We start from the raw sequence: 25,395 nt of genomic DNA on the forward strand, positions 1-25,395 counted from the left end.
GCGCAGGTCGGCGAGCAGTGGGAACCGGCGATGAATTCTGCGACGAAACCGGCTGCGCCCGGCGCCTCGGGCGGCGGCCGGCTGGCGTTCGGCGCCGCGTTCGCCGCGGTGTTTGCCGCCGCCGTGTGGGCGACGCTCGTGCAGCACGCATCGATGAACGCGATGGGCGGCATGCCGATGGCGGGCGGCTGGACGCTGTCGGCCGGATGGCTCAGGCCGTGCGGATGGCGGGCAGGGCGCGCGTTCGCTGCGTTCGCCGGCATGTGGGGCGCGATGACTGTGACGATGATGCTGCCGGTAGCGGCGCCGGTGCTCTGGCGATATCGGCAGGGCTTCGGCCCGGCGGGCGACGCGCGCGCGGCGTGGCGCGTCGCGATTGCGGGCGCCGGGTATTTCTCGGTGTGGATGGCGGTCGGTGCGGCGGTGTTTCCCGCGGGCGCAGCGTTCGCGGCGGCCGCGACACGGCTGCCCGCACTCGCTGTCGCGATGCCGGTTGCTGCCGGCGCGGTCGTGCTCGGAGCAGGCATGCTGCAGCTTTCCGGCTGGAAGGTGCGCCGGCTCGCGTGCTGCCGGCACGCGCCGGGCGGCGGGGACATGCGGTGGGCGCAGGCCGGGGCCGGAGTTGCGTGGCGGTACGGCGCGCGTGCCGCGCTACGGTGCGGTGCCTGCTGCGGGAACCTGATGGCCGTCGCGCTGGCGGCCGGCATGATGGACCTGCGCGTCATGGCGGTCGTGACGGTGGCGATCGCCGCCGAGCGGCTGGCGCCGGCTGGCGAATGCGTCGCGCGGGTCGTCGGTGGCGTCGCGATCGGGGCCGGTGCAGCGATGATCGCGTGCGCCGCGGGCGGGCTGGTTTAGCGGTGTTAGGGGCTGCCAGCGCCCATGGAACGAGGCCGGCGGATGCGCCGCCGCCAGGTGCCGCATCGTACGGCAACGACGTGCGATCGGCCCGATTCCGGCCGGCTGCGCGAATGGGGCGATGCCGGGGTGAAACGAAAGGCGATCGAAAACGAACCGAACCGCGAACCGAACGATTCGGTCCCCGAACGCTTGGAAACGGCTAACCCGTTGTTCGTGTTGTGAAAATTCGCAGCGCTTCGCGTATAATTCGCTTTTGCGCCCATAGGATTTGCCATGCGTCTGATCCAAAAAGCACTCACTTTCGATGACGTGCTCCTCGTTCCCGCCTTCTCCGACGTTCTCCCGCGCGACACCAGCCTGAAGACCAAGCTGACCCGCAACATCTCCCTGAACATGCCGCTCGTGTCCGCCGCGATGGACACGGTTACCGAAGGTCGCCTCGCGATCGCGATGGCGCAGCAGGGTGGTGTGGGTATCGTCCACAAGAACCTCACGCCGGCCGAGCAGGCCCGCGAGGTCGCGAAGGTCAAGCGTTTCGAATCGGGTGTCGTGCGCGATCCGATCACGGTTCCGCCGCAGATGAAGGTGCGCGACGTGATCGCGCTGTCGCGTCAGCATGGCATCTCGGGCTTCCCGGTCGTCGAAGGCCCGCAGCTCGTCGGCATCGTCACGAACCGTGACCTGCGTTTCGAATCGCGCCTCGACGAACCGGTCAAGTCGATCATGACGCCGCGCGAGCGTCTCGTCACGGTCAAGGAGGGCACGCCGCTCGCCGAAGCGAAGGCGCTGATGCACAGCCACCGCCTCGAGCGCGTGCTGGTCGTCAACGACGCGTTCGAACTGCGCGGCCTGATGACCGTCAAGGACATCACGAAGCAGACCGAACACCCGGATGCGTGCAAGGACGAGCACGGCAAGCTGCGCGCAGGCGCGGCAGTCGGCGTCGGCCCCGACAACGAAGAGCGCGTCGAGCTGCTGGTGCAGGCCGGCGTCGACGTGATCGTCGTCGATACCGCGCACGGTCACAGCAAGGGCGTGCTCGAGCGCGTGCGCTGGGTCAAGCAGAACTTCCCGCACGTCGAGGTGATCGGCGGCAACATCGCGACGGCCGCCGCCGCGAAGGCACTGGTCGAATACGGCGCGGACGCGGTCAAGGTCGGTATCGGCCCGGGCTCGATCTGCACGACGCGGATCGTCGCGGGCGTCGGCGTGCCGCAGATCAGCGCGATCGCGAACGTCGCGGAAGCACTGAAGGGCACCGGTGTGCCGTGCATCGCCGACGGCGGCGTGCGTTTCTCGGGCGACGTGTCGAAGGCTCTCGCAGCCGGCGCGAACGCGGTGATGATGGGCAGCATGTTCGCGGGCACCGAAGAGGCGCCGGGCGACGTGTTCCTGTACCAGGGCCGCCAGTACAAGTCGTATCGCGGCATGGGTTCGGTCGGTGCGATGAAGGATGGCGCGGCAGACCGCTACTTCCAGGACAATTCCGCGAACATCGACAAGCTCGTGCCGGAAGGCATCGAAGGCCGCGTCGCGTACAAGGGTTCGGTCAACGCGATCCTGTTCCAGCTGGTCGGCGGCGTGCGCGCGAGCATGGGCTACTGCGGCTGCAAGACGATCGACGAGCTGCACGACAAGGCCGAATTCGTCCAGATCACCGCGGCGGGCATGCGCGAGTCGCACGTCCACGACGTGCAGATCACGAAGGAAGCGCCGAACTACCACGTGGACTGATTGCCGATGAAACCGCTGCTGCGAGCCGTGCTGATCGTCGACGCCGTGCTGCTGCTGGCGTTCGGCGTGCTGTTCGTGCTGACGCCCTGGCAGGCGCTGTTCAATGCGCTCCAATTGGCGAACATCCAGCCGGCGATGCTCGGCCAGGCGTTCGGCATTGCGTTGCTCGGGCTCGCGTGGCTCGCGTTCCATGCGGCGGTCAACGGCGTTCTCACGGCGCCCGTCGCGCGTGCGGTCGGCCATGTGAACTGGCTGATCGGCGTGCTGACGGTCGTGTGGTCGTTCGGCACCGGCAACGGTCCCGCGCTCGCGGCCGCCGGTCGGGTGCTGTCGGCGATGGCCGGCGTCGCGCTGATCGTGCTGGGCCTCGGCGGCGTGCGGCTCGCATCGGCCGTGCGGCGGCGCGAAAGGGCGGACAGGGCGCAGGCGCTCGAGGCTCGGGATGCGAAGCGTCCGGCCGAACCGGCGCCGGCCTCCGCACCGCAGCAGCGGGTCGAGCCGGTCGTCAGCCGTCCGGTGGCGCCCACGGCGCCGGCCGCGGCAGCCACGCCGGCCGCATCCGATCGATTGTCCGGCAGCGTCGCATTCGACGCCCGCCCGCCGTCGCAGGATTGACCGGCGATGCGTCGCGCGAGCCGCCTGCCGCACGACGCCGTTGTCCATGCTATTGATGCAGCGCTTCATGCGCTGCTTTTCTTATTCTCTTCATCCCGTCCGCAGCCATGCACGACAAAATCCTGATTCTCGACTTCGGTTCGCAAGTCACTCAACTGATCGCGCGCCGCGTGCGCGAAGCGCACGTCTACTGCGAAATTCATCCGAACGACGTGTCCGACGACTTCGTCCGCGAGTTCTCGCCGAAGGCGGTGATCCTGTCGGGCAGCCACGCGAGCACGTACGAAGACCACCAGCTGCGCGCGCCGCAGGCCGTGTGGGATCTCGGCGTGCCGGTGCTCGGCATCTGCTACGGCATGCAGACGATGGCCGTGCAGCTCGGCGGCAAGGTCGAGTGGAGCGACCATCGCGAATTCGGCTACGCGGAAATGCGTGCGCACGGTCATACGCGCCTGTTCGACGGCATCGAGGATTTCAAGACGGCCGAAGGCCACGGCATGCTGAAGGTCTGGATGAGCCACGGCGACAAGGTTGCCGAGCTGCCGCCGGGCTTTGCGCTGATGGCGTCGACGCCGAGCTGCCCGATCGCCGGCATGGCCGACGAGGCGCGCGGCTACTACGCGGTGCAGTTCCACCCGGAAGTCACGCACACGGTGAAGGGCCGCCAGATCATCGAACGCTTCGTGCTGCAGATCGCCGGCGCGAAGCCCGACTGGATCATGAAGAACCACATCGAGGAAGCTGTCGCGAAGATCCGCGAGCAGGTCGGTGACGAGGAAGTGATTCTCGGCCTGTCGGGCGGCGTCGATTCGAGCGTCGCGGCTGCGCTGATCCATCGCGCGATCGGCGACCAGCTCACCTGCGTGTTCGTCGACCACGGCCTGCTGCGCCTGAACGAAGGCAAGATGGTGCTCGACATGTTCGAGGGCCGCCTGCATGCGAAGGTCGTGCACGTCGATGCGTCCGAGCAGTTCCTCGGCCACCTGGCTGGCGTGACCGATCCGGAAGCGAAGCGCAAGATCATCGGCCGCGAATTCGTCGAGGTGTTCCAGGCCGAAGCGAAGAAGCTGTCGAAGGCGAAGTGGCTCGCACAGGGCACGATCTATCCGGACGTGGTCGAGTCGGGCGGCACGAAGACGAAGAAGGCGACGACGATCAAGAGCCACCACAACGTCGGCGGCCTGCCGGAAACGCTCGGCCTGAAGCTGCTCGAGCCGCTGCGCGACCTGTTCAAGGACGAAGTGCGCGAGCTGGGCGTCGCGCTCGGCCTGCCGCCGGAGATGGTGTACCGCCATCCGTTCCCGGGCCCGGGCCTCGGCGTGCGGATTCTCGGCGAAGTGAAGCGCGAGTACGCGGACCTGCTGCGCCGCGCGGACGCGATCTTCATCGAGGAACTGCGCAACACGACCGCGACCGCGCACGATGCGGCTGCCGGCCTGTGCGGCGAAGCCGATGTCGGCAAGAGCTGGTACGACCTGACGAGCCAGGCGTTCGCCGTGTTCCTGCCGGTGAAGTCGGTCGGCGTGATGGGCGATGGCCGCACGTACGACTACGTGACGTCGCTGCGCGCGGTGCAGACCACCGACTTCATGACCGCGCACTGGGCGCACCTGCCGTACGCGCTGCTCGGCCGCGCGTCGAACCGGATCATCAACGAGGTGCGCGGGATCAACCGTGTGGTGTACGACATCTCGGGCAAGCCGCCGGCGACGATCGAGTGGGAATAAGTGGTTTGTAAATTCCCTTTAAAATCAAAACGTTGCGGTGCGTCGTAAATGGCGTGGGCCCAATTCTAAATTGGTCAGTGCAGGTTCGTAAGCCCTTGAGAAATATGAGAATTCTAAAAGTGCATCCGAACCTGCTGCGAGCCCGAGCAACCACAATTTGACGGTATTTCTGACGTATACGCGAGCAGCATGCGTAGGGGCTCGCTTGATACCAGCGGCGTGGACGGTATCAGTGACGGTATCTGCATGCCGTCAGCTAGACGCTTGGTGTCTTCCTGATGACCGCGGTACCCGCAACTTCCTAAGGGCGGGAGGTCAACTATGGTTCTGATGCCGGAGGCCTGCCTGTGTCGCTTGCACGCGGTTCGTCATGGCTACTTAGAACTCACTCAGGGTGACCAATTTTTATATTTTTTAAACCAATAGAGGTTGGCTAGAGTTTGCCAAAGGTGTATTTTGAGCACTATGAGTGATCAAAATCATCGAAAGCTAAACCATCTGCTGACACAACTCGGCGATGCCGCCCTGATTTCCAGTCGGTGGCTGCGAGCACATGGCTACTCCAGCAGCCTCGTCGCACGCTACGTGGCCAGCGGCTGGCTGGTCTCGCCGGCGCGCGGCGTCTACATGAGGAAGGGCGGGCACCTGCAATGGGACGGTGTGGTCCGTAGCCTTCAATTCGATGAGAGACTGTCGCTGCATGTTGGCGGGCGCTTTGCGCTGGCCATGCAGGGGCATGAGCATTACCTGCGTCTCGGCGAAGCCGGTACGATCACGCTCTATGGACCAAACCGGCTGCCGGGATGGGTGTGCAAGCTGCCGTTGAAGGAGCGCTTCGAGTTTCATGGCAAGGGGCCATTCGATTGGCCAGTGCTGCAGTTCACGCACGACGTGTCCGAGAAGGTACTGCTCGACCGAGGGCTGGTATGGCATGAGACCAGTCCGAGCACGGGTGCCTTGGCTTGCTCGACGCCCGAGCGGGCCATGCTGGAGTTGTGCGACGAAGTGTCGGATACGGCCTTGGTTTACGAGGCGGATGCCTTGATGCAGGCAATGACCACGCTGCGGCCGCAGCGGGTCGCTATGCTGTTGCGCCATTGCCGCAGTATCAAAGCGAAACGGCTATTCCTGGCACTGTCCGAACGCCATCGGCATGCGTGGCTGTTGCATGTACCCCTTGATGGTGTTGATCTGGGCCGGGGCAAGCGTGCGCTGGTCCCCGGCGGGCGCTTGCATCCGACCTACCAGATCACATTGCCTGGAGACTTGGATGAGCACCTGGGATAAGCGCTACACCGACTGGGTGCAATTGCTGGTCGAGATACTGCCAGTGCTTGCGCGGGAGCCGCGCTTCGCGCTTAAAGGCGGTACGGCGATCAACCTGTTCGAGCACGAACTTCCACGGCTGTCGGTGGACATTGATCTGGCCTGGCTGCCGGGACACGATTTTGCCGAGGACGCAACTCTGATCGCGGCGGCACTGGAGCAACTGGCCGTTACGCTACGCGCCCGTCCGCTGCAACTTCAAGTGCAGTCGTCGGCGGGAGAGGGCACGGGATCGGTCACGCGGCTGGTGGTCAGTCGCGGCCGCGCACGCGTGCAGATCGAGACGACGCCGGTCATGCGTGGCACGGTGCATCCAGTACGCACCATGGTGGTCAGGCCGAAGGTGGAGGAGGCCTTCGGCTTTGCCTCTGTCCAGGTGCTGGATTTCGCTGATCTCTATGCCGGTAAGCTCGCCGCCGCCTTGTTGCGGCAGCATCCGCGCGACCTGTTCGATGTCGGTCTGCTGTTGGAGGACGAGCGAACGATGTGCTCTGGCGGACTTTTCTCGTGTATCTGACCTGCAGCCCTAAGCCCGCTTGGGAGATGCTGGCGCCTCGAGTACCGGCGGATTTCGCTGCAACGTTCGATGCGCACTTCAGGGGAATGACGGCCGAGCCGGTCAGCGCCGAAGCGTTGCTGGAAAGCCGCGAGCGTTTGCTGGCACGAGTGGCGAACTGGTTGGACGAACCTTCGCGGGCGTTTCTTCGATCAGTGGAGGACGAGAAGCCGGACTTCGGCTCTATCGGGCTTGCGCATGCGAATGAGCTACCGGGTGTGCGGCGCAAGTTGCATAACCTGGCGCAGCGGACTGCGGCCAAGCGCGAGGCCGATCGCCGGGAGCTCGAGCAAACTCTGGAACGGATCGCAACGCGAACCGCATGAACCGCGCATGCAGAACTTGTCGACGCTTTTTTCCAAACACAGCGGATGATATGTCCTGCCTTCCCGCCATGCCGCGGATCGATGTCTGTTTAAGGCCACGTTGAATCGGGTCACGCAGCTCGTTGCCGAACGGGCGAAAACAGCCGGCGGCCGGGATCAGGTCGCTGGTTCGATATAATTCGCCGTGGTTGACGTTGGTGTCGCCAAAGTCGTCACTCCCGCAAATCGCCCGCCTCCCGCATCGGCAAAAGGTGCGAGAGGTCGTGAGCATGACCCGCCGATGCCCCCGACCTGATGAAGAACAAGCGCGACGCTGCAACGCAGCACAAACCCCCGAGGCTGTCCAGAACCCACGCACCGGATGACATGGCCCCTGCCGATTGGCAGCGCGCGCTGCGCCGGCAGTTCGGGCGCGAGCAGCCGTTCAGCCTGGAGAATCTTGGGACGGACGCGTTTTTCTCCGAATTCCGCATCGGTAATCCGGAGTCGAAATCCCACTATCGTGTCGCAATCCGCGGTACGCGGCCGGGCGACAACTTCTGCGCCTGTCCCGACTACGCGACCAACGAGTTGGGCACGTGCAAGCACATCGAATTCACGCTGTCGAAACTGATGAGCAAGCGCGGCGCCAAGGCGGCATTCGCACGCGGCTATCAGCCGGCTTTCTCGGAGCTGTATTTGCGCAACGACGGTGGGCGAACGATCCATTTTCGAGCGGGTACCGATTGCCCGGCGAAAGTGGCGGACGCTGCCGCGGCGTTGTTCGACGTGTCTGACGGATGGCGATTGCCGGAGGCTTGCTTCGACGAACTGCGGCGCTTTCTTACGCACGTGGCGAAGGCCGGACACGAACTGCGCGCCTATGACGACGCGCTGGATTTCATCGCGGGGCGCAGCGATGCATTGCGCCGCGCCGCGATGCTCAATGGCCTGTTTCCAGGTGGCGCCGCCGATCCGCAACTCAGGAAGCTGCTCAAGGTGCCGCTTTATGCGTATCAGGCCGAAGGCGCGTTGTTTGCCGTACGGGCCGGGCGCGCGTTGATCGGCGACGAGATGGGATTGGGCAAGACCGTTCAGGCGATCGCGGCCGCGGAGATTCTGGCGCGGCATGCCGGCGTGTCGAAAGTGCTCGTGGTCTGCCCGACTTCGCTCAAGTATCAGTGGCAGAGCGAGATCGCGCGCTTTTCCGGCCGGGCGTCGCGCGTGATCGCGGGAAACCTCGCACAGCGGCGAAGCGAATATGCGGAGGAAGATTTCTGCAAGATCACCAACTACGAGAAGCTGAAATACGACCTCGACACGATTGCCGCGTGGGCGCCGGAACTCGTGATCGTCGACGAAGCGCAACGCATCAAGAACTGGAACACCGTCGCGGCGAAAGCGCTGAAGCGCATCGACAGTCCGTATTGCGTGGTGCTGACGGGCACGCCGCTGGAAAACAAGATGGAGGAACTCATTTCCATCGTCCAGTTCGTCGACCAGCATCGCCTCGGTCCGACGTGGAAACTGCTGCATGAGCATCAGGTCAAGGACGAGGCCGGACGCGTGACGGGGTACACGGGGCTCGACATGATCAATCAGACCCTGGCGCCGATCATGATTCGCCGGCGCAAGTCCGAGGTGCTGCGTCAGTTGCCGAAGCGTACCGACCAGAATCTGCTGGTGCCGATGACCGAGCAGCAGATGGCTCATCATGCGGAGAACGCGGAGACCGCGGCCAGGATCGTCCATCGCTGGCGCAAACTGAAATTTTTGTCGGATCGCGACCAGCGAAGACTCACGTGCGCGCTGCAGAACATGCGGATGTCGTGCAACAGTACCTATTTGCTGGACCAGGAGACCGATCACGGCGTCAAGGCCGACGAACTGGCGGTGCTGTTCGAAACCCTGCTGGCCGAGCCCGGCGCGAAAGCTGTGGTGTTCAGTCAATGGACGCGCACGCACGAGATCGTCATTCGCCGCCTCGAGCGGCTCGGCGTCGGCTATGTCAGCTTTCACGGCGGCGTGCCGTCGGAACGCCGCCCGGCACTGGTGGAGCGATTCCGGGACGATCCGGACTGCCGTGTTTTTCTGTCGACGGACGCAGGCAGCACGGGGCTCAATCTGCAGCACGCATCGACGCTCGTGAACATGGATCTGCCGTGGAACCCTGCCGTGCTCGAGCAGCGTATCGCGCGCATCTATCGCATGGGGCAGCGAAAGCCCGTGCAGATCGTCAATTACGTGGCCAAGGGCACGATCGAGGAGGGCATGCTGTCGGTGCTGGCCTTCAAGCGCTCGCTGATGGCAGGCATCCTAGACGGCGGCGCGGGCGACATCTCGCTCGGAGGCTCGCGCCTCGCGCGCTTCATGAAAGACGTGGAGACTGTCACGGGTCGGATGGGCGAGGGTGACGCGCTGGCGGATCCGGAGGAGAGTGCTGTTGCCGGCGTCGAGGCTGATATCGATGCCGATGCCGAACCCGCTGCTGCCGATGCCGATGCTGCTGCCGCGGCCGCCGATGTGGACGCCTCCGCCGATGCTGCGCCAGGCGGACGGTCCGAAGAAGCCCGGGACGCGCAGCATCTTGCTGATGACCACACGCATTCCGGCGTCGCCGCCGCCGAACCTGTGTGGCGCGATGTGCGCGCCGATCCCTGGTCCGGACTGTTGCAGTTCGGCGTGGAACTGGTATCGGCATTGAACGCATCCGCCGAAGGGACGGCGAGCACGCATCCATGGGTCGAGCGCAACCCTACCACGGGCGCGCGAAGTCTCCGGTTGCCGCTGCCGCCGCCCGACACGGCGAGACGGCTGGCCGATGCGTTGTCGGCGATTTCATCGGCCCTGCGCAGCGGCGGCGTGACGGCGGAAGCCGTCGATACCGCGAAATGAGTGGCAATCGATGACACTCGACCATGCGACGCTGGAAGCACTCCGCATGCAGCATCCGGCGTGGCGGCTGCTGCGGTCCGACCATGCGCCGCTAGTCGCGAGCTTTCTGCATCGCGTCTTCATCGCGCCGAACGTACGGGTGATACCCGCAGCCGATCTGTCGGAAGCGCTGGAAGACGAGCTTTTCGTCCTGCGTGACCGTCTGGGCGCGGACGCTTACCCGAAACGCGCGCTCGACTACCTCAACGACTGGGCGAGCCCTGAGAAGGGCTGGCTGCGCAAGTTCTACCGGCAAGGCTCGGACGAGCCGCTCTTCGACCTGACGCCCGCGATGGAAAAGGCGATCGCCTGGCTGGATGCGTTGACGGTGCGCAGCTTCGTCGGCACAGAGTCGCGCCTGCTGACGCTGTTCGAACTGCTCCGGCAGATGTGCGAAGGGAGTGAAGCCGATCCGGAAAAACGCATTGCCGAATTGCGCAAGCGTCGCGACGAGATCGATGCGGAAATCTCGAGGGCGTTGTCCGGGGATCTCGTCGTGCTGGATGACACCGCCGTCAGAGACCGCTTTCAGCAATTCGTGCAGTTGGCGCGCGAGTTGCTGACCGACTTTCGCGAGGTCGAGCAGAATTTCCGGATGCTCGACCGCCGCGTGCGCGAGCGCATTGCATTGTGGGAGGGCTCGAAGGGCGCGTTGCTCGAGGAGATCATGGGCGAGCGCGACGCGATCGGCGATTCGGATCAGGGTAAAAGCTTTCGTGCATTCTGGGATTTCCTGATGTCCGGCACGCGTCAGGACGAGTTCACGAAGGGGCTCGCGCACGTGCTCGCGCTGCCGGCCGTGGCCGACATGAAGCCCGACGGCCGCACCGCGCGCGTGCACTATGATTGGCTGGAGGCGGGTGAGCACACCCAGCGCACGGTCGCCCAGCTTTCGCAGCAGCTGCGCCGGTTCCTCGACGATCAGGCGTGGCTCGAGAATCGCCGCATTATGGACATTCTGCGAGGTATCGAAGCCAAGGCGGTGGCCGTGCGAGATGCGCCGCCGGCCGGCGCGTTCATGAGTCTCCCCGATGCGTCGTCGGACGTCGAGTTGCCAATGGAGCGGCCGTTGCACGTGCCGACGCGCAAGCCGGTGATCGACGATGTCGAACTGGAAGCCGGGGACGTCGAACTGGATGCTTCGGCGCTGTACGCGCAAGTGGTGATCGACCGCGCGCGGCTCGCAGGACGCATCCGGCATGCGTTGCAGGATCGCTCGCAGGTGACGCTGCGTGAACTGATCGAGTCTTACCCGCTGCAACAGGGGCTGGCCGAGCTGGTCGCGTACCTGCAACTGGGCAGTGACGCGTTCAGGACGGTCGTCGACGAAGAAACCATCGAACTGATCGCATGGCAATCGACTCGTGCCGACGAAGCCCCGACGACGAGACGTGCCCGGATGCCGCGGGTGATCTTTGTGAGATGAACATGGAAGAGAACCGGCAAGAGACGGCCGCGAATGCCGATCTGTCGACATTGGCGGTCACGCTGCTCAAAGGCGTGATCTATCGCGAGGACGACGACCGCTTGTGGAGCGCGCTGCTCGATCTGCAGATGCACGTGCGGGATTACGTCCGGGTGTTGGACCTGGAACTGGTGCTGGACGACGCGGAAGGCTACGCATTCCTGCGCAGCCGTCCGGAAGAGGTCGAGTCAGATGCGGCACGGAAGGTGCCGCGTCTGATCGCGCGGCGGCCGATTTCCTTTCCGGTGAGCCTGCTGCTCGCGTTGCTGCGCAAGAAACTTGCCGAATTCGATGCCGGCGGGGGCGATACACGATTGATTCTGTCGCGCGATGCCATCGTCGAGCTCGTGAGGGTTTTTCTTCCGGACAGCAGCAACGAAGCGAAACTGATCGATCAGATCGATACGCACGTCAACAAGGTCGTCGAGCTCGGCTTCCTGCGGAGGCTGAAGGCCGCGAGCGGGCCGTCGAGTTTCGAAGTGCGGCGCATTCTCAAGGCGTTCGTCGACGCGCAATGGCTGTCGGATTTCGACTCGCGTCTCGCCGCATATCGCGCGCAGTTGGCGGGCGCGGAGATGGAGCACGGAGGCGATGTCGATGAATAAGCCGGACGACGCGATTCCGCAGCCGCTCGAGCTGGATTTTCTCGCCGACGATGCCCTCACCGGCTTTCGTCTTATGCGTCTCGAGGTTTTCAATTGGGGCACCTTCGACGCTCGTGTCTGGACGCTTCATCTGGATGGCAGGAATGGCCTGCTCACGGGTGACATCGGGTCGGGCAAGTCGACGCTCGTCGACGCGGTCACGACGCTGCTGGTGCCCGCCCAACGTATCGCGTACAACAAGGCGGCGGGTGCGGACAGCAAGGAACGGACGCTGCGCTCCTACGTGCTCGGGCATTTCAAGTCGGAGCGCAATGAAGTGACCGGCACGGCCCGGCCTGTCTCATTGCGGGATCACAATGGCTACTCGGTGATCCTCGGTGTTTTTCACAACGCGGGGTATGACCAGACGGTCTCGCTCGCGCAGGTCTTCTGGATGAAGGAGGCGCAGAGCCAGCCAGCGCGCTTTTACGTGGGCGCCGAACGAGACCTGTCGATTGCGACCGATTTCACGCGCTTCGGCTCGGACGTCGCTCAACTGCGCAAGAAATTGCGCGCGCTGGGTGCGGAAATCGAGGATACCTTTCCGAAATACGGCGCGTGGTTCCGCCGACGCTTCGGTATCGAGAGCGAGCAGGCGCTCGAGCTGTTTCATCAGACGGTGTCGATGAAGTCGGTCGGCAATCTGACCGACTTCGTGCGCAGTCATATGCTCGAACCGTTCGACGTCGCGCCGCGCATCGACGCACTGATCTCGCATTTCGACGATTTGAATCGCGCGCACGAAGCGGTGCTCAAGGCTAAGCGCCAGGTGGAATTGCTGAAACCGCTGGTGTCGGACTGCGATCAGCATGCCGAACTGTCGGCGGAGCAGGCGCGTTCACGCGTGTGCCGCGATGCGCTGAAGCCGTACTTCGCCGGGTTGAAGCTGGGTCTGCTGGACAGGCGGCTGCAGTTGCTCGCCGAAGACCACGTCCGCGTGTCGGCGCAGCGGGAGCGGCGCATCGAGCAGCACGATCAGGAGCGCACGCAAGCCGATCGCCTCAAGCGTGCGATTGCCGAGCAAGGCGGCGATCGGCTCGAGCAGCTTGCCGCGCAGATTCGGGACGAGGAGCGCGAGCGCGATCGGCGGCAGCGGCGAGCCGAGCGGCATGCCGAGTTGCTGAACGCCATCGGCGAATCGAACGCGGTCGACGAACCCGCTTTCATCGCGCTGCGGCAGCAGGTGGCCGCTCTCCGCGAAGTCGCGGGGCAGCAGGAAGCCGATCTGCAGAACCGGATCACCGAGTGGGGTGTGGCGCTGCGCGACGGAAAGCGCGAGCATCAGACGCTGAGCGACGAAATCGCGAGCCTGAAGGCGCGTCGCAGCAATATTCCGAAGGAGTCGATTGCCATGCGCGCGGCGATGTGCGCCGCACTCGGTCTCGACGAGGACGGCATGCCGTTTACCGGCGAGCTGATCCAGGTACGTGACGATGCGCATCAGTGGGAAGGGGCGATCGAGCGCGTGTTGCATAACTTCGGTCTGTCGTTGCTCGTGCCGGATGCGGACTATCCGGATGTCGCGGCCTGGGTGGACCGCACCCATCTGGCCGGGCGGCTCGTCTACTTTCGCGTGCGGCCGGCGCGCGAGCAGAGCGCCGTCGAGTTGCATCGCGACTCGCTGGTGCGCCGCGTCGCGATCAAGCCGGATTCGCCGTTCTACGATTGGCTGGAGCGTTCGCTCGCGCAGCGCTTCGATTACGCGTGCTGTGCGACGCAGGAGCAGTTTCGCCGCGAGTCTCGCGCGCTGACCCGCACTGGGCAGGTCAAGGCGCCCGGCGAACGACACGAGAAAGACGACCGGCATCGCCTGGACGATCGAAGCCGCTATGTCCTCGGCTGGAGCAACGCGGCCAAGATTGCAACGCTTGAGGGGCAATTGCGCACACTCGAGACGCGTCTCGGCGGCATCGGCGCCCAAATCGCCGGCGCACAGAGGGAGCAGGCGAAACTGCGGCATCGGCTGGAGGCGTTGGCGGCGCTCAATGAATTCAACGATTTTCGCGAGATCGATTGGCGAAGCTGCGCGGCGGCGATCGCCCGTCTGCAGGACGAGAAGGCGCGTCTGGAAGCGGCCAGCAACGCATTGCTGGCGTTGGCCGCGCAACTGGAATCGGTACAGGCTGCGTTGAAGGACAGCGAAAAAGCATTGTCGGATCTCAACATGGATCTGGGCGGCATCAAGGCGAAGCGCGATGCCGCGGATGCACTGCGGGAGCAAACGTCCGCCTCGCTGGCCGATGTGGCGGACGACATCCGCGAGCGGCTGGAGGGGCTGCGCACGGAGGTTCTCGGTGAGCATCAGTTGTCGGTCGAGTCGTGCGATCACCGCGAACGGGAATTGCGCGACGCGTTGCAGGCGCGCATGGATGCGGAGGCCAAGCGTCTGGATCGGCTGACCGAACGCATCATTAAGAGCATGTCGACGTTCAAGGACGCGTACAAGCTCGATACCGCCGATTTCGACGCCAGCGTCGACGCTGCATTCGAGTATCGTGAACTGCTGGCTCGATTGAATGCCGACGATCTGCCACGCTTCGAGGCGCGCTTCAAGGAACTGTTGAATACCAACACGATCAACGAGATCGCCAATTTCAACGCGCAGCTGGCACGCGAACGCGAAACAATCAGGGATCGCATTTCCCGCATCAATGAATCGCTCGCGCAGATCGACTACAACCCGGGGCGGTATATCGTGCTGGAAGCGCAGGCGAGCCCTGACGCGGATATCCGCGATTTCCAGGGCGAGTTGCGGACCTGTACCGAAGGTGCGCTGACCGGATCGGACGATGCGCAGTATTCGGAGGCGAAGTTCTTGCAGGTCAAGGCGATTGTCGACCGGTTTCGTGGCCGTGAAGGGCTGTCGGATGCCGACCGCCGGTGGACGACGAAGGTCACCGATGTGCGGAACTGGTTCCTGTTTGCCGCAAGCGAACGCTGGCGCGAAGACGACACGGAGTACGAACATTATTCGGATTCGGGCGGTAAATCCGGTGGGCAGAAGGAGAAGCTGGCCTACACGATTCTCGCGGCGAGCCTCGCATATCAGTTCGGCCTCGAATGGGGCGCGGTGCGGTCGCGCTCGTTCCGGTTCGTGGTCATCGACGAGGCGTTCGGGCGCGGCTCGGACGAGTCCGCGCAATACGGGCTCAGGTTGTTCCAGCAACTCAACCTGCAACTGCTGATCGTGACGCCGCTTCAGAAGATCCACGTGATCGAGCCGTTCGTGTCCAGCGTCGGCTTCGTGCATAACGACGAGGGGCGTGCGTCGAAGCTGCGTAATCTGTCGATCGAGGAGCATCTCGCCCGCAAGGCGGAGGGTATCGCGTGAGCTGGACCTCGGCTGCGGATTTGAAGGCGCAAGTGCGACGTCTGTGGGATCGCGGCGAGTTGTTGCGCAGCGTGGCGGCCGGCGAGTGTACCGACGCAGTGCGCGTCGATGGCGAAGAGGCGCATGCCGTCGCGCAGTCCGGTTGTTCGTTTCCGCTGCGGCTGGCGATGAAGGGGCCGACTTCGACGGAGTTGATGGACCATTTCCAGGCCGTTCGGGAGTGGATTGCCGAGCTCGTGTCCGTCCAGGAGACGAGGATCGAGTGGCGTGAACTCAACCATCGCGTTCTGGGCGTTCAACGCGTGCCGCAGGCCATCTGGCTCGATGGGCTGGACCATGCGCTGGCAATGATCGGCAGGCGCGGCGATGCGGCACGTTTTACCCGATTGCTACGGCTCGTGCGTGCACGGCAGCCCGAGTTGCTGGCATGGTTTCGCCGGCGCCCGCTGCAAGCACTCGAGTTGGCAGACGAATGCGAGCGCCTGCTCGCAGTGGTCGACTGGATCGTACGGCATCCGCGTTCCGGCGTTTATCTGAGGCAGGTCGATATTGCCGGCGTGCCGAGCAAATTCATCGAAAGCCGGCGAGGCGTGCTGACGGATTGGCTCGATCTCGTGCTGCCGGCGGAGGCCATCGCAGCGGAGAAAACCGGGAGCGGGCAATTTGCGGCCCGCTACGGCTTTCGCGAGAAGCCGGTTCGCATCCGGTTTCGGTTGCTCGACGCGCGACTGCCGGTGCTTCCCGGCCCTGTTCTGCCGGATATTGCCCTCGATGCGGATAGCTTTGCCGCGCTGGCGGTGCCGATTCGCCGGGTGTTCATCACCGAGAACGAGACGAATTTTCTTGCATTCCCGGCCATGGCAGATGCAATCGTCGTTTTCGGCGCGGGATATGGGTGGGACGCGCTGTCGAAAGCAGAATGGCTATCCCGCTGCGACATCCATTACTGGGGGGATATCGATACGCACGGCTTTGCCATCCTCGACCAGTTGCGCGGCCACTTCGGCCACGTCAAATCCTTGCTGATGGACCGGGCGACGTTGATGGCGCATGCCGCGTTCTGGCGCGACGAGCAGGAACCGGTGCGTCGCGACTTGCCGCGACTCGACGCCGCCGAGCAAGCGCTGTTCGACGATTTGCGCGACAACCGGCTGCGCAGGAACGTGCGGCTCGAGCAAGAGCATATCGGTTTCCGGTGGGTCGAAGCGGCGCTTGCGGTTTTGGCGTGATTACTCCGAGTTGCCGGCCGGAGTTCACTGCCCCGATGACCGTTTCGTCGCATCTCCGTGCCGAACAGGCCGCTGCGTTTCGCCTACTGTGGTTGTCGCACACGTTTCATGCTTTTTTGCCGAAGGAGTGGCCGGCGTTAAGGTCGCGGCTTCTGTCAGCTCTTCGAGGATTTCGCTGGAAAGTGCCTGACGGTATCGATGACGGTATCCCGCAGAAGGCGTCTCCAGAAGGTTGGCATACGTGATCTTTGACCGAAAGCGCAGGTTGATTCTCCGATGCAGTCTGTCCAAAGCCGATAGGTGCCGACTTTTTTCGGTATCGGTGACGGTATCTCCGATACACGAACAGGCGGCAACCCCGTCCCCGCAAGGGTGTAGCGAGCGGATTGACGATCGAATGGGAGTGATCCGGCACCGAGCCGCGCACCGGTAGCCGATCACGGCATCGGATGATGCGAACGCCCGGCAGGGGAAACCCGTCGGGCGTTTTTTTGCGCCGTGCGCGAATTTGTTGGATTAATCATAATGGACGCTCGTCCATCGGCGTATCGACCATGCTGCCGTGATCCAGCTGACCCTCCCCGGATTCGACGTGCGTCCCCCGGTAGCCGAGCATCGCTTTTTCTTCGCGGCGATGCCGGACCCGGATACGGCCACGCACCTTGCCGGCATCGCGAGGCGGCTGCATGGCGGGAACCGCGGCGGGAGCGGGCTGCTGGACGCCGAGCGGCTGCACGTCACGCTGTATCCGCTCGGTGATTTTGCCTGCGTGCCGGGCGCCACGCTCACACGCGCGTGTGCCGCGGCCCGCCGCATCGATGTGCGGTCGTTTCGCGTCACCTTCGACCAGTTTGTCAGTTTCAACGGACGTCCCGGGCATTGCCCGCTGGTGCTGACGGGCGGCGCGGGGCTCGACGCATTGGTTGCGTTTCGGCAACGGCTGCGCGGTGCGCTCGGCGAAGCGGGGCTGCGCGTGTCGAGTGCGCGTTTCACGCCCCACGTGACGTTGCTGTACGGAGAACGAAGGCTCGGTCAGTACCGGATCGAGCCGATTTCCTGGACGGTGTCCGAGTTCGTGCTGATCCACAGCTGGCTCGGCAGGACGCATTACGATGTCATCGGACGGTGGCCGCTGACGGTTGCGGACTCATCGCGCCGATCCTCGGACTGATATCTCGCTTCCGTCCCCGTTGCGGGGAGCGCTGCGACGCGCGCGGCGTGCCCCACGTCGTGGCGCGGTGCGACGCCATAACGCGCGACGCAATACGGATCGATTTGTCGCCGGCCTCCTTCAGCTCGCAGAATGGACGGGGGTAAGTGGATCGCGCGACCCGATCCCCGCCGCATCCGAGTCGTTCCCACCGAGTCCGGCCAGGTACGGCCACGGATAAATCCCGCGCGCATGTCCATCGCCGAACAGCAAACGAATGCCGTAACCGGCCGCTTCGACGCCATCCAGCGTCAGGTCCGCCTGCGCATTGATCCGGCCGCCATCGAGCCGGATTTTCCGGCACGCCGCGCACGGGCAATCGCTGCGCAAACGTGCATAGCCGATGCGCTGTATGTCGCCGTCCGGCCAGCGCAGCATCAACGCATGCGCCGCATGGTCGAGCAGGATCTCGGTCGGCGCCATCATCGCGCGTCTCCCTCGATCTGCGTGATCGCGATCCGCACGGCCTTGCGCACCTCGGGATCGCGATCGTCCAGCGCGTCATGCAGTGCGGATAGCGTCGCAGGGTCGCGCAGTTCGCCGAGCGAAAGCGCGGCCTCCTTGCGCAGGTTGCTGATCGTATGCGCGAGCAACGGGACGACGGCCGGTGCCGCCGCGGCATCGCGCAACTGGCCGAGTGCGCGCACCGCGCGCAAGCGCACCTGCCAGTAGTTGTCGCCGAGCGCAGCGACGAGCGGATCGCGTGCGATCGCGACGCGCAGTTTGCCGAGCGTCGCGGCCGCTTCCTCGCGGACCTGCCATTCGGCGTCGCGCAGTGCCGCAAGCAATGCGGTCGCGACAGCCGGGTCGCTCGATGTGGCAAAGCCGACCGCACCGACCGCGATGCGCCGCACGTCCGCATGCGCGTCGGCCGTGGCGGCGCGAGCGAGCGGCGCCAGCGCGCGAGGGTCCTTGAGCCAGCCGAGCACGGCGACGGCCTCGGCGCGCACGGCCGGCGCCGGCGCGTCGAGCGCGCGCAGCGCCGGTACAAACGCGTCGGGGTCGCGCAGTTCGCGCAAGCCGCGCAGTACGGCACCGAGCACGAACGGCTCGGCGCGTTCGGCCCAGCGGCACAGCACGGCGCCGGACGCGACATCCTTCAGCTCGGACAGGCTTTGCGCGGCGGTCGCACGCACGTCGTCGTCGGCATCGAGCAGCGCATGGCACAGCGCGTCGACGACGTCGTGCTGTTCCCACGCGGCCAGCACGCGCGCGGCTTCGCCGCGGACGTCGGCGGACGGATCGTCGCGCAGTGCGGCAACGAAGGTCGGCACGAGGTCGGGATCCTCGAGATCGGCGAGTTCTAGCAGTGCGATGCGCCGCACCGATGCGTCGGGTGCGGCAACGCGTGCGACGAGCGTGGCGAGATCGGGATCGTGCGCGCCGGGCAGCGGAAAAGCAGTAGAGGAAGCGGTCATGGGCGAAAAGTCGGGGCAGTAGAAGGGCACGTCGTCACGCGGCATCACGCAACAGCGCAAGGCAGCGCCGCTTGATGTCGACGAATGCGGACTCGGTGGTGCTGTCGTCGGTGCGCGGCCGCGCGAGCGGCACGCGAATGTCGGCGACGATGCGCGCCGGCCGCGGCGACAGCATCAGGATGCGGTCGCCGAGAAACAGCGCTTCCTCGATGTCGTGCGTGACGAACAGGACGGTGGTGCCGATGCGCGACCAGATGTCGAGCAGCAGCGTCTGCATCATGCGGCGCGTTTGCGCGTCCAGCGCACCGAACGGTTCGTCCATCAGCAGGATGCGCGGCCGGTTGATCAGCACGCGCGCGATCTCGACGCGCTGCTGCATGCCGCCGGAAAGCTGCGCGGGGTAGTGCGCGCCGTATCCGCCGAGCCCGACGAGTTCGAGCAGCGCGGCTGCCTCGCGACGGCGTTCGTGCGCCGGCACGCCCTTCATCTTGAGGCCGAACGCGACGTTGTCGATCACGCGTTTCCACGGAAACAGCGTGTGCTGCTGGAACACGAGCCCTCGATCGGGATGCGGGCGGTCGACCGGTTCGCCGTCGACGACGATCTGGCCGTGCGTCGCGGCGACGTGGCCGGCCAGCGCGCCGAGCAGCGTCGATTTTCCGCATCCGGACGGCCCGAGCACGCAGACGAATTCGCCGGGCGCGATGTCGACGTCGAGTGCATCGAGCGCCGCGAAACGCGCATGCGGCGGCCCGAGCTCGATCGTCAGCGCGCGGACGCCGACACGGCCCGGCGCGGCCGGCGTGGCGATACCGGCCGCGCTCATTGCTGGCCTCCTCGCGGTGCATACCACGGCGTGAAGGCCGTGCCGATCCGCTTGACGAGCAGGCTGCTGCCCATGCCGAGGAGGCCGATCACAGCCATCCCGACGACGATGTCCGGGTAGTTCTGCAACGTGTAGGACTCCCACGTGAAATAGCCGATGCCGTACTGGCCCGCGATCATCTCGGCGGTGACGAGGCAGAACCATGCGGTGCCCATCCCGATCGACAGGCCGGTGAAGATCGCGGGCGCCGCGCCCGGCAGGATCACTTCCACGTAGAGCGCGACACCGCGCGTACCGAGGCTGCGCGCAGTCGCGACGAGCCGCGGATCGACGGCCTCCGTACCGTGCACGGTGTTCAGCAGGATCGGGAACAGCGCGCCGATGAACGTGATGAACATCATGCTGAGTTCGGACGACGGAAACATCAGGATGGCAAGCGGAATCCACGCGACGGCCGGAATCGGCCGCAACACTTCGAGCGGTGGCAGCAGCGTGTCCTCGAGCGTGCGATAGCGGCCGATTGCGAGCCCGAGGCCGACGCCGGCGAATGCCGCGGCAACGAACCCGGCGAGCACGCGCGTGATGCTCGCGAACAGGTGCATCGGCAATTTCGGCGAATGCAGCAGCGACCACAACGCGGGGCCGACGTCGGCAGGCGCCGGCACGTTCGCGAACGTGACGATGCCGAGCGACAGCCGCCACTGGACGGCCGCCTGCCACAGCGCGATGCAGGCGGCGAGCGATGCGATCCGCCATGCGCGGCGGCGCAGCGACGCCGGCCGGCCGCGCGCGGCGGCGTGTGCGGTGCGGGTGTCGCCGGCGCGCGGCGACGCGCAGAGACGGCGTTTGGCAAGTTCGAAGGTGGCGGCCATGCGAGTATCCGGTAGCTGTGAAGGGAAAAGGGGGACGTTCAGCGTGACGCGAGTGCCTGCGTGGCCCCGGTCTTCGCGGCCGCGTAATCGACCACTGAACCCGATACCTGCTTCGCGTACGCATCGGCGCCCGTCTTCAGCAGGAACGCGCTCAGCACGCCGTGCGCGTCCTTCACGTACCAGGCCTGATCCGCGAACAGCTTCAGTCCGCTCGTGTGATCGTGCACGAACACGGCGCGTACTTTCGCATCCGCGCCGAGCTTGCCGAGCGCAGCGAATGCGGCGGCGGGGCTCGCATAGTGGCGCACGGGGTGGTCACCGACGAGCCAGACCTGCGCGACGTCGTTGAAGTCGCGGATCGGCTTGCCCGTCGTCGCGTCGTTCGCGACGAGCGGCTGCTTATCGTAATGCTTCAGCGCGGCGTCGTAGTCGAGCCCCGACGCCTTGAAGGCGGCGCGGATATAGCGGTCGTCGATGAAGGTCGCCGGATCGGGCGCGGTGTCGGTCTTCTTCAGCAGCTTGAGCGTGTCGATGGCGGTCGCGACGGCCTGACGGTATTCGGGCTTCCACGTGAGGTCGCGGGTCTGGATGCCGAGCGGCCCGTGATACAGGTAGTCGACCGGCGCCTCGATGCCGGTGACCTTTTCGATCAGCAGGCTGTATTTCTCGGGATTCTGCGCAAGCAGGCGGTTCGCTTCGATCGCGGCGCGCAGGTACGCGACGACCACCTCAGGATAGCGCTGCGCGTAGTCCGCGTCGACGAGCGCGCCGTGGAAAGTCGGCGCATGGGTTTGCGCACCGTCGTAGATCTTGCGCGCGATGCCGCGATACGGGAACAGATCGGCAAACGGCACGAAGTCCGCATGCGCGTCGATCTTGCCGGCCTTCAATGCGCTGCCGGCCACTTCGGGCGCCTGCGTGACGATGTTCACGTCGGTATCGGGGTTCCAGCCCTGCGCCTTGATCGCGCGCAGCAGCATCCCGTGCGAGGTCGACGCGAACGGCACCGAGATCGTCTTGCCCTTGAGGTCCGCGAGCGAGCGCACCGGCGAATCCGTCGGCACGACGATCCCGTTGCCGCTGCCTTCGATGCTGCCGTCGAGCACGGTGATGAACACGCTCTTGCGGCCGGCCTTGCGGAACGCCGCACCGTTCAGTGCACCGGGGAAATCGGCCATCGCGCCGAAGTCGAGCTTGCCGGCAACCATCTCGTTGGTCAGCGGCGCGCCGGACGTGAAGTCCTTCCACTGCACGTCGTACTTCACGTCCTGGTACTTGCCGGTGTGCGGCAGATATTTGTCGAGCAGATGCAGCTCGCGAATCAGCAGGCCGCCGGTCGCGCAGTTGATCGTCGTGTCCTGCGTGCCGATCGCGACGCGGATCGTGTCGGCGTGCGCGAGGCCGGCGGCCGACAGCGCGAGCGATGCGGTGAGCAGGCGGAACATCCGTAGCGTAGGGTTCATGTGTCTTAGGTCCGATGGTGGGGAAGCGGCGCGCCAGGTCAGCGCAGCAGGTACGGGATGTCGACCTTGACCGCGCCGGTCGGGCAGTCGCGTTCGCACGGCATGCAGTACCAGCATTCGTCGAACTGCATGTAGGCCTTGCCCTTGGTCACGTCGATCGCGAGCAGGTCGAGCGGGCAGACGTCGACGCAGACGGTGCAGCCCTTGTCGGCGATGCAGCGGTCCTCGTCGATCGTCACGGGTGCGCTGCTGCGCAGGAAGATGTCGTGCGGGGTATGGGGCACGGTAAGGCTCCTCGGAGTCACAGGGCGGCCGCGAGTGCGGCCGGTTCGCGGATGCGCAGGTGCGCGTAGGCGCTGCGTTCGTCGTCGGCGAGCGGTACGATGTATGGTTCGACCGGACGCTTTTCGCTGCGCATCGCGCCGTCGGCGTCTTTGCGTAGCCACGTATGGCAGAACCATTCCGCGTCGTTGCGATGCGGGAAATCGACGCGATGGTGGTACAGTCCCCAGCGGCTCTCGGTACGGAACAGCGACGCACGCGCAGCCATTTCGGCGCAGTCTCGGATCGCCCGCACTTCGGCAGCACGCATCAGTTCGTGCGGATGGTTCGCCTTTATTTCTTCGATATCCTCAATAATTCCGTCAAAACGTTGCAGGCCGATTTCCATCTTGCGGGTCACCTTCGGCGGTTGCAGGTAATCGTTCACCATGCGCCGCAGCTTGTATTCGACCTGCGCGGGCGCGAGGCCGCGTGCGCGCGCAAGCGGCGCGAGCACGCGGGTGCGCTCGGCCGCGACCTGCGCGTCGTCCACCGGCGCGTGATCGCGGCCGGCCACGTAGTCGGCCGCGTTCTGCCCGGCGAACCAGCCGTACGTGAACGCGCCGAGCATGTAGTTGTGCGGCACGGCCGCCATGTCGCCGGCTGCGTAGAGCCCCGGCACGGTCGTTTCCGCGCGGGCGTTCACGTACACGCCGGACGCGCTGTGCCCGCTGCAGAAGCCGATCTCGGAGATGTGCATCTCGACCATCTGCTGCCGGTAGTCGGTGCCGCGCCCCGCATGGAAGCGGCCGCGGCTCGGCCGCTCGTTCGTGTGCAGGATCTGCTCGATGGTCTGAATCGTTTCTTCCGCGAGGTGGCCGAGCTTCAGGAACACCGGGCCGTTGCCGCTTTGCAGTTCCTGGTAGAACTCCCACATCATCTGACCGCTCCAGTAATCGCACTCGATGAAGCGTTCGCCCTTGCCGTTCGCGGTGAAGCCGCCGAGCGGACCCGTCACGTAAGCGCAGGCGGGGCCGTTGTAGTCCTTGATCAGCGGATTGATCTGGAAGCACTCGAGGTTCGCGAGTGCGGCGCCCGCGTGGTAGGCCATCGCGTAGCCGTCGCCCGCATTGGTCGGGTTCTCGTACGTGCCCATCAGGTAGCCGGACGCCGGCAGCCCGAGGCGGCCGGCCGCGCCGCAGCACAGAATCACGGCCTTCGCGCGGATCACGTGAAAATCCGCCGTGCGGCAGTCGAAGCCGAGCACGCCGCTCGCGCGGCCTTGCACGTCGGTCAGCACGCGCGTCGCGACGATCCGGTTCGTGATCGCGATACGTGCGCGCTTCAACTGCCGGTACAGCACCTTCTTGATATCGTGTCCTTCCGGCATCGGCAGCACGTACGAGCCCATGTGATGGACCTTTTTCACCGCGTAGTCGCCGGTGCCGTCCTTCTCGAACTTCACGCCCCAGCGGTCGAGCTGTTCGATCGTCGCGAAGCTGTGCGTCGCGTATGCATGCACGGCCTCTTGGTCGACGATCCCGTCGTTGGCGATCGTGATCTCGCGTGTGTACTGTTCGGGCGTCGCATGGCCGGGGATCACCGCGTTGTTCAGGCCGTCCATCCCCATCGAGATCGCGCCGCTGCGCTTCACGTTCGCCTTCTCCAGCAACAGCACGCGCAGCGACGGGTCGCGCTCCTTCGCCTTGATCGCCGCCATCGGGCCGGCCGTGCCGCCGCCGACCACGACGATGTCGTATTCGAGTACATGGGTATTCATCACGGGTTCCTTGCAGGTTGGCGAGTCTTCTGCCGGTCGATGCGCAACCGGTACTGAAAGGCGTCGCCGCGGAAGTAGAGGTATTCGTAGTCGATCGGCGTACCCGACGCGTCGTGCGTGAGCCGCTCGATGCGCAGCACCGGGCTGCTTTCCTCGACGCGCAGCGCATCGACGATTTCGTCGTCGGCGAGGATCGCGTCGATCGACACGTCGGCGTGACCGAGCGGCACGCCGCAGTCGTTCTCGAGGATCAGGAAGATGTCGCGGGTCGCGAGATCGGCGCCGGCGAGCCGCTTGCCGAGCGCTTCGGGCACCCACGTCTGTTCGAGCGACACGGGCTCGCGGTTCAAGAGCCGCACGCGGCGGATCTCGACGAGCGGCGCACCTTCCGGCACGTTCAGTTTCGTCGCGAGATGGCGATCGGCCTTGACGGTGCGAAAGCTGCGCAGCTGGTTGACGATCTCGTAGCCCATCGACGACATCGCTTCGGCAAAGCCCTGCAGCGACGTCACGTTCTGGAAAGCCTTCGGCTTCGACACGAACGTGCCCTTGCCGTGCAGCTTGAACAGCAGGCCTTCCTTCTGCAGGTCGCCGAGCGCCTGGCGCACCGTGATACGGCTCACGTCAAACATCGCGCAGAGTTCGTGCTCGGACGGCATCCGGCTGTGCGGGGCATAGGTGCCATCGAGGATGCGCGCGCGCAGCGTGTCCTTGATCTGCACGTAGAGCGGGGCCATCGACAGCGGCACGACGTTGGGTGAGGTCATCGGTCAACTTGTTATGACAAGAAGGCTCGAGTGTAGTGAGCGGGCCCGCGCGTCCAAACCAACTATTTCTG

Annotated in this window: 20 protein-coding genes and 1 pseudogene; 13 read left to right on the forward strand and 8 right to left on the reverse strand. The window is 65.2% G+C overall.

The genetic code is table 11. The annotated features are described in order from the left end of the window. Nucleotides 1-30: 30 nt before the first annotated feature. From DIE15_RS10115 to DIE15_RS10175, 13 genes and pseudogenes are all read left to right on the forward strand, one after another. Nucleotides 31-858 (forward strand): DUF2182 domain-containing protein, encoded by an 828-nt coding sequence (locus tag DIE15_RS10115; protein ID WP_057925404.1) that lies wholly within the window; start codon nucleotides 31-33, stop codon nucleotides 856-858. A gap of 42 nt (nucleotides 859-900) precedes the next feature. Then, entirely contained in the window at nucleotides 901-1,083 is a 183-nt protein-coding gene (locus DIE15_RS10120; protein ID WP_124833123.1) for a hypothetical protein, read from the forward strand. A 51-nt stretch (nucleotides 1,084-1,134) separates the two neighbouring features. Beyond that, the gene (gene guaB, locus DIE15_RS10125; protein WP_044843752.1) at nucleotides 1,135-2,595 is read left to right on the forward strand and encodes an IMP dehydrogenase; all 1,461 of its coding nucleotides are present in this window, start codon (nucleotides 1,135-1,137) and stop codon (nucleotides 2,593-2,595) included. Between the two features lie 6 nt (nucleotides 2,596-2,601). Then, a complete protein-coding gene (locus tag DIE15_RS10130) occupies nucleotides 2,602-3,210 on the forward strand; it encodes a hypothetical protein (protein WP_124833124.1) in 609 nt (202 codons plus the stop codon). Between the two features lie 107 nt (nucleotides 3,211-3,317). Beyond that, a complete protein-coding gene (guaA, locus tag DIE15_RS10135) occupies nucleotides 3,318-4,937 on the forward strand; it encodes a glutamine-hydrolyzing GMP synthase (RefSeq protein ID WP_124833125.1) in 1,620 nt (539 codons plus the stop codon). Nucleotides 4,938-5,402: 465 nt separating this feature from the next. Next, on the forward strand, nucleotides 5,403-6,224 hold the full coding sequence (locus DIE15_RS10140) for a type IV toxin-antitoxin system AbiEi family antitoxin domain-containing protein (protein ID WP_057925401.1): 822 nt from the start codon (nucleotides 5,403-5,405) through the stop codon (nucleotides 6,222-6,224). Continuing rightward, nucleotides 6,208-7,145 (forward strand): annotated as a pseudogene (locus tag DIE15_RS38035) (nucleotidyl transferase AbiEii/AbiGii toxin family protein). Before DIE15_RS10140 ends, DIE15_RS38035 begins: the two are co-directional and overlap by 17 nt. A 294-nt stretch (nucleotides 7,146-7,439) precedes the next feature. Then, a complete protein-coding gene (locus DIE15_RS10150; protein WP_124833126.1) occupies nucleotides 7,440-10,019 on the forward strand; it encodes a DEAD/DEAH box helicase in 2,580 nt (859 codons plus the stop codon). Between the two features lie 10 nt (nucleotides 10,020-10,029). Beyond that, nucleotides 10,030-11,484, forward strand: a complete 1,455-nt coding sequence (locus DIE15_RS10155; RefSeq protein WP_057925400.1) for a DUF3375 domain-containing protein — start codon at nucleotides 10,030-10,032, stop codon at nucleotides 11,482-11,484. A 2-nt stretch (nucleotides 11,485-11,486) separates the two neighbouring features. Then, nucleotides 11,487-12,128 (forward strand): DUF4194 domain-containing protein, encoded by a 642-nt coding sequence (locus DIE15_RS10160; protein WP_124833127.1) that lies wholly within the window; start codon nucleotides 11,487-11,489, stop codon nucleotides 12,126-12,128. Continuing rightward, complete coding sequence (locus tag DIE15_RS10165) at nucleotides 12,115-15,498, forward strand: ATP-binding protein (protein WP_124833128.1); 3,384 nt, start codon at nucleotides 12,115-12,117, stop codon at nucleotides 15,496-15,498. The genes DIE15_RS10160 and DIE15_RS10165 overlap by 14 nt, the downstream gene beginning before the upstream one ends. Next, nucleotides 15,495-16,727 (forward strand): Wadjet anti-phage system protein JetD domain-containing protein, encoded by a 1,233-nt coding sequence (locus tag DIE15_RS10170; protein WP_057925398.1) that lies wholly within the window; start codon nucleotides 15,495-15,497, stop codon nucleotides 16,725-16,727. Before DIE15_RS10165 ends, DIE15_RS10170 begins: the two co-directional genes overlap by 4 nt. A 562-nt stretch (nucleotides 16,728-17,289) precedes the next feature. Next, nucleotides 17,290-17,898, forward strand: coding sequence for a 2'-5' RNA ligase family protein (locus tag DIE15_RS10175; RefSeq protein WP_260428225.1), 609 nt, complete (start codon nucleotides 17,290-17,292; stop codon nucleotides 17,896-17,898). A 120-nt stretch (nucleotides 17,899-18,018) separates the two neighbouring features. Here the strand turns inward: DIE15_RS10175 and DIE15_RS10180 are convergent, their stop codons facing one another. The 8 genes from DIE15_RS10180 to DIE15_RS10215 are packed head-to-tail and all read right to left on the reverse strand — an operon-like array spanning nucleotide 18,019 to nucleotide 25,324. Further along, entirely contained in the window at nucleotides 18,019-18,363 is a 345-nt protein-coding gene (locus DIE15_RS10180) for a gamma-butyrobetaine hydroxylase-like domain-containing protein (RefSeq protein ID WP_124833129.1), read from the reverse strand. Next, nucleotides 18,360-19,355 (reverse strand): HEAT repeat domain-containing protein, encoded by a 996-nt coding sequence (locus tag DIE15_RS10185; RefSeq protein ID WP_057925440.1) that lies wholly within the window; start codon nucleotides 19,353-19,355, stop codon nucleotides 18,360-18,362. Before DIE15_RS10185 ends, DIE15_RS10180 begins: the two co-directional genes overlap by 4 nt. A gap of 34 nt (nucleotides 19,356-19,389) precedes the next feature. Beyond that, entirely contained in the window at nucleotides 19,390-20,181 is a 792-nt protein-coding gene (locus DIE15_RS10190) for an ABC transporter ATP-binding protein (protein ID WP_057925395.1), read from the reverse strand. Next, nucleotides 20,178-21,053 carry an ABC transporter permease gene (locus tag DIE15_RS10195; protein ID WP_057925394.1) on the reverse strand — a complete coding sequence of 292 codons (876 nt, stop codon included), beginning with the start codon at nucleotides 21,051-21,053 and terminating at the stop codon, nucleotides 20,178-20,180. Before DIE15_RS10195 ends, DIE15_RS10190 begins: the two co-directional genes overlap by 4 nt. Before the next feature lie 38 nt (nucleotides 21,054-21,091). Continuing rightward, a complete protein-coding gene (locus DIE15_RS10200) occupies nucleotides 21,092-22,516 on the reverse strand; it encodes an ABC transporter substrate-binding protein (protein ID WP_124833130.1) in 1,425 nt (474 codons plus the stop codon). Nucleotides 22,517-22,554: 38 nt separating this feature from the next. After that, nucleotides 22,555-22,800, reverse strand: coding sequence for a ferredoxin family protein (locus tag DIE15_RS10205; RefSeq protein WP_006755644.1), 246 nt, complete (start codon nucleotides 22,798-22,800; stop codon nucleotides 22,555-22,557). A 17-nt stretch (nucleotides 22,801-22,817) separates the two neighbouring features. Beyond that, the gene (locus DIE15_RS10210) at nucleotides 22,818-24,557 is read right to left on the reverse strand and encodes a fumarate reductase/succinate dehydrogenase flavoprotein subunit (protein WP_124833131.1); all 1,740 of its coding nucleotides are present in this window, start codon (nucleotides 24,555-24,557) and stop codon (nucleotides 22,818-22,820) included. Beyond that, nucleotides 24,557-25,324 carry a GntR family transcriptional regulator gene (locus DIE15_RS10215; RefSeq protein ID WP_057925392.1) on the reverse strand — a complete coding sequence of 256 codons (768 nt, stop codon included), beginning with the start codon at nucleotides 25,322-25,324 and terminating at the stop codon, nucleotides 24,557-24,559. Before DIE15_RS10215 ends, DIE15_RS10210 begins: the two co-directional genes overlap by 1 nt. Between the last annotated feature and the right edge of the window lie 71 nt (nucleotides 25,325-25,395).

The sequence above is a fragment of the Burkholderia sp. Bp9031 genome (genome assembly GCF_003857965.1).
Taxonomy (GTDB): domain Bacteria; phylum Pseudomonadota; class Gammaproteobacteria; order Burkholderiales; family Burkholderiaceae; genus Burkholderia; species Burkholderia ambifaria_A.

Bases quoted from the DNA above. Each gene is read 5' to 3' on its own strand.
- DIE15_RS10195 (WP_057925394.1), bottom strand. From the start codon at position 21,053: ATGGCCGCCACCTTCGAACTTGCCAAACGCCGTCTCTGCGCGTCGCCG.
- DIE15_RS10130 (WP_124833124.1), top strand. From the start codon at position 2,602: ATGAAACCGCTGCTGCGAGCCGTGCTGATCGTCGACGCCGTGCTGCTG.
- DIE15_RS10180 (WP_124833129.1), bottom strand. From the start codon at position 18,363: ATGATGGCGCCGACCGAGATCCTGCTCGACCATGCGGCGCATGCGTTG.
- DIE15_RS10210 (WP_124833131.1), bottom strand. From the start codon at position 24,557: ATGAATACCCATGTACTCGAATACGACATCGTCGTGGTCGGCGGCGGC.
- DIE15_RS10200 (WP_124833130.1), bottom strand. From the start codon at position 22,516: ATGAACCCTACGCTACGGATGTTCCGCCTGCTCACCGCATCGCTCGCG.
- guaA (WP_124833125.1), top strand. From the start codon at position 3,318: ATGCACGACAAAATCCTGATTCTCGACTTCGGTTCGCAAGTCACTCAA.
- DIE15_RS10185 (WP_057925440.1), bottom strand. From the start codon at position 19,355: ATGACCGCTTCCTCTACTGCTTTTCCGCTGCCCGGCGCGCACGATCCC.
- DIE15_RS10140 (WP_057925401.1), top strand. From the start codon at position 5,403: ATGAGTGATCAAAATCATCGAAAGCTAAACCATCTGCTGACACAACTC.
- DIE15_RS10190 (WP_057925395.1), bottom strand. From the start codon at position 20,181: ATGAGCGCGGCCGGTATCGCCACGCCGGCCGCGCCGGGCCGTGTCGGC.
- DIE15_RS10155 (WP_057925400.1), top strand. From the start codon at position 10,030: ATGACACTCGACCATGCGACGCTGGAAGCACTCCGCATGCAGCATCCG.
- DIE15_RS10165 (WP_124833128.1), top strand. From the start codon at position 12,115: ATGTCGATGAATAAGCCGGACGACGCGATTCCGCAGCCGCTCGAGCTG.
- DIE15_RS10115 (WP_057925404.1), top strand. From the start codon at position 31: ATGAATTCTGCGACGAAACCGGCTGCGCCCGGCGCCTCGGGCGGCGGC.
- DIE15_RS10160 (WP_124833127.1), top strand. From the start codon at position 11,487: ATGGAAGAGAACCGGCAAGAGACGGCCGCGAATGCCGATCTGTCGACA.
- DIE15_RS10150 (WP_124833126.1), top strand. From the start codon at position 7,440: ATGAAGAACAAGCGCGACGCTGCAACGCAGCACAAACCCCCGAGGCTG.
- DIE15_RS10120 (WP_124833123.1), top strand. From the start codon at position 901: ATGCGCCGCCGCCAGGTGCCGCATCGTACGGCAACGACGTGCGATCGG.
- DIE15_RS10215 (WP_057925392.1), bottom strand. From the start codon at position 25,324: ATGACCTCACCCAACGTCGTGCCGCTGTCGATGGCCCCGCTCTACGTG.
- guaB (WP_044843752.1), top strand. From the start codon at position 1,135: ATGCGTCTGATCCAAAAAGCACTCACTTTCGATGACGTGCTCCTCGTT.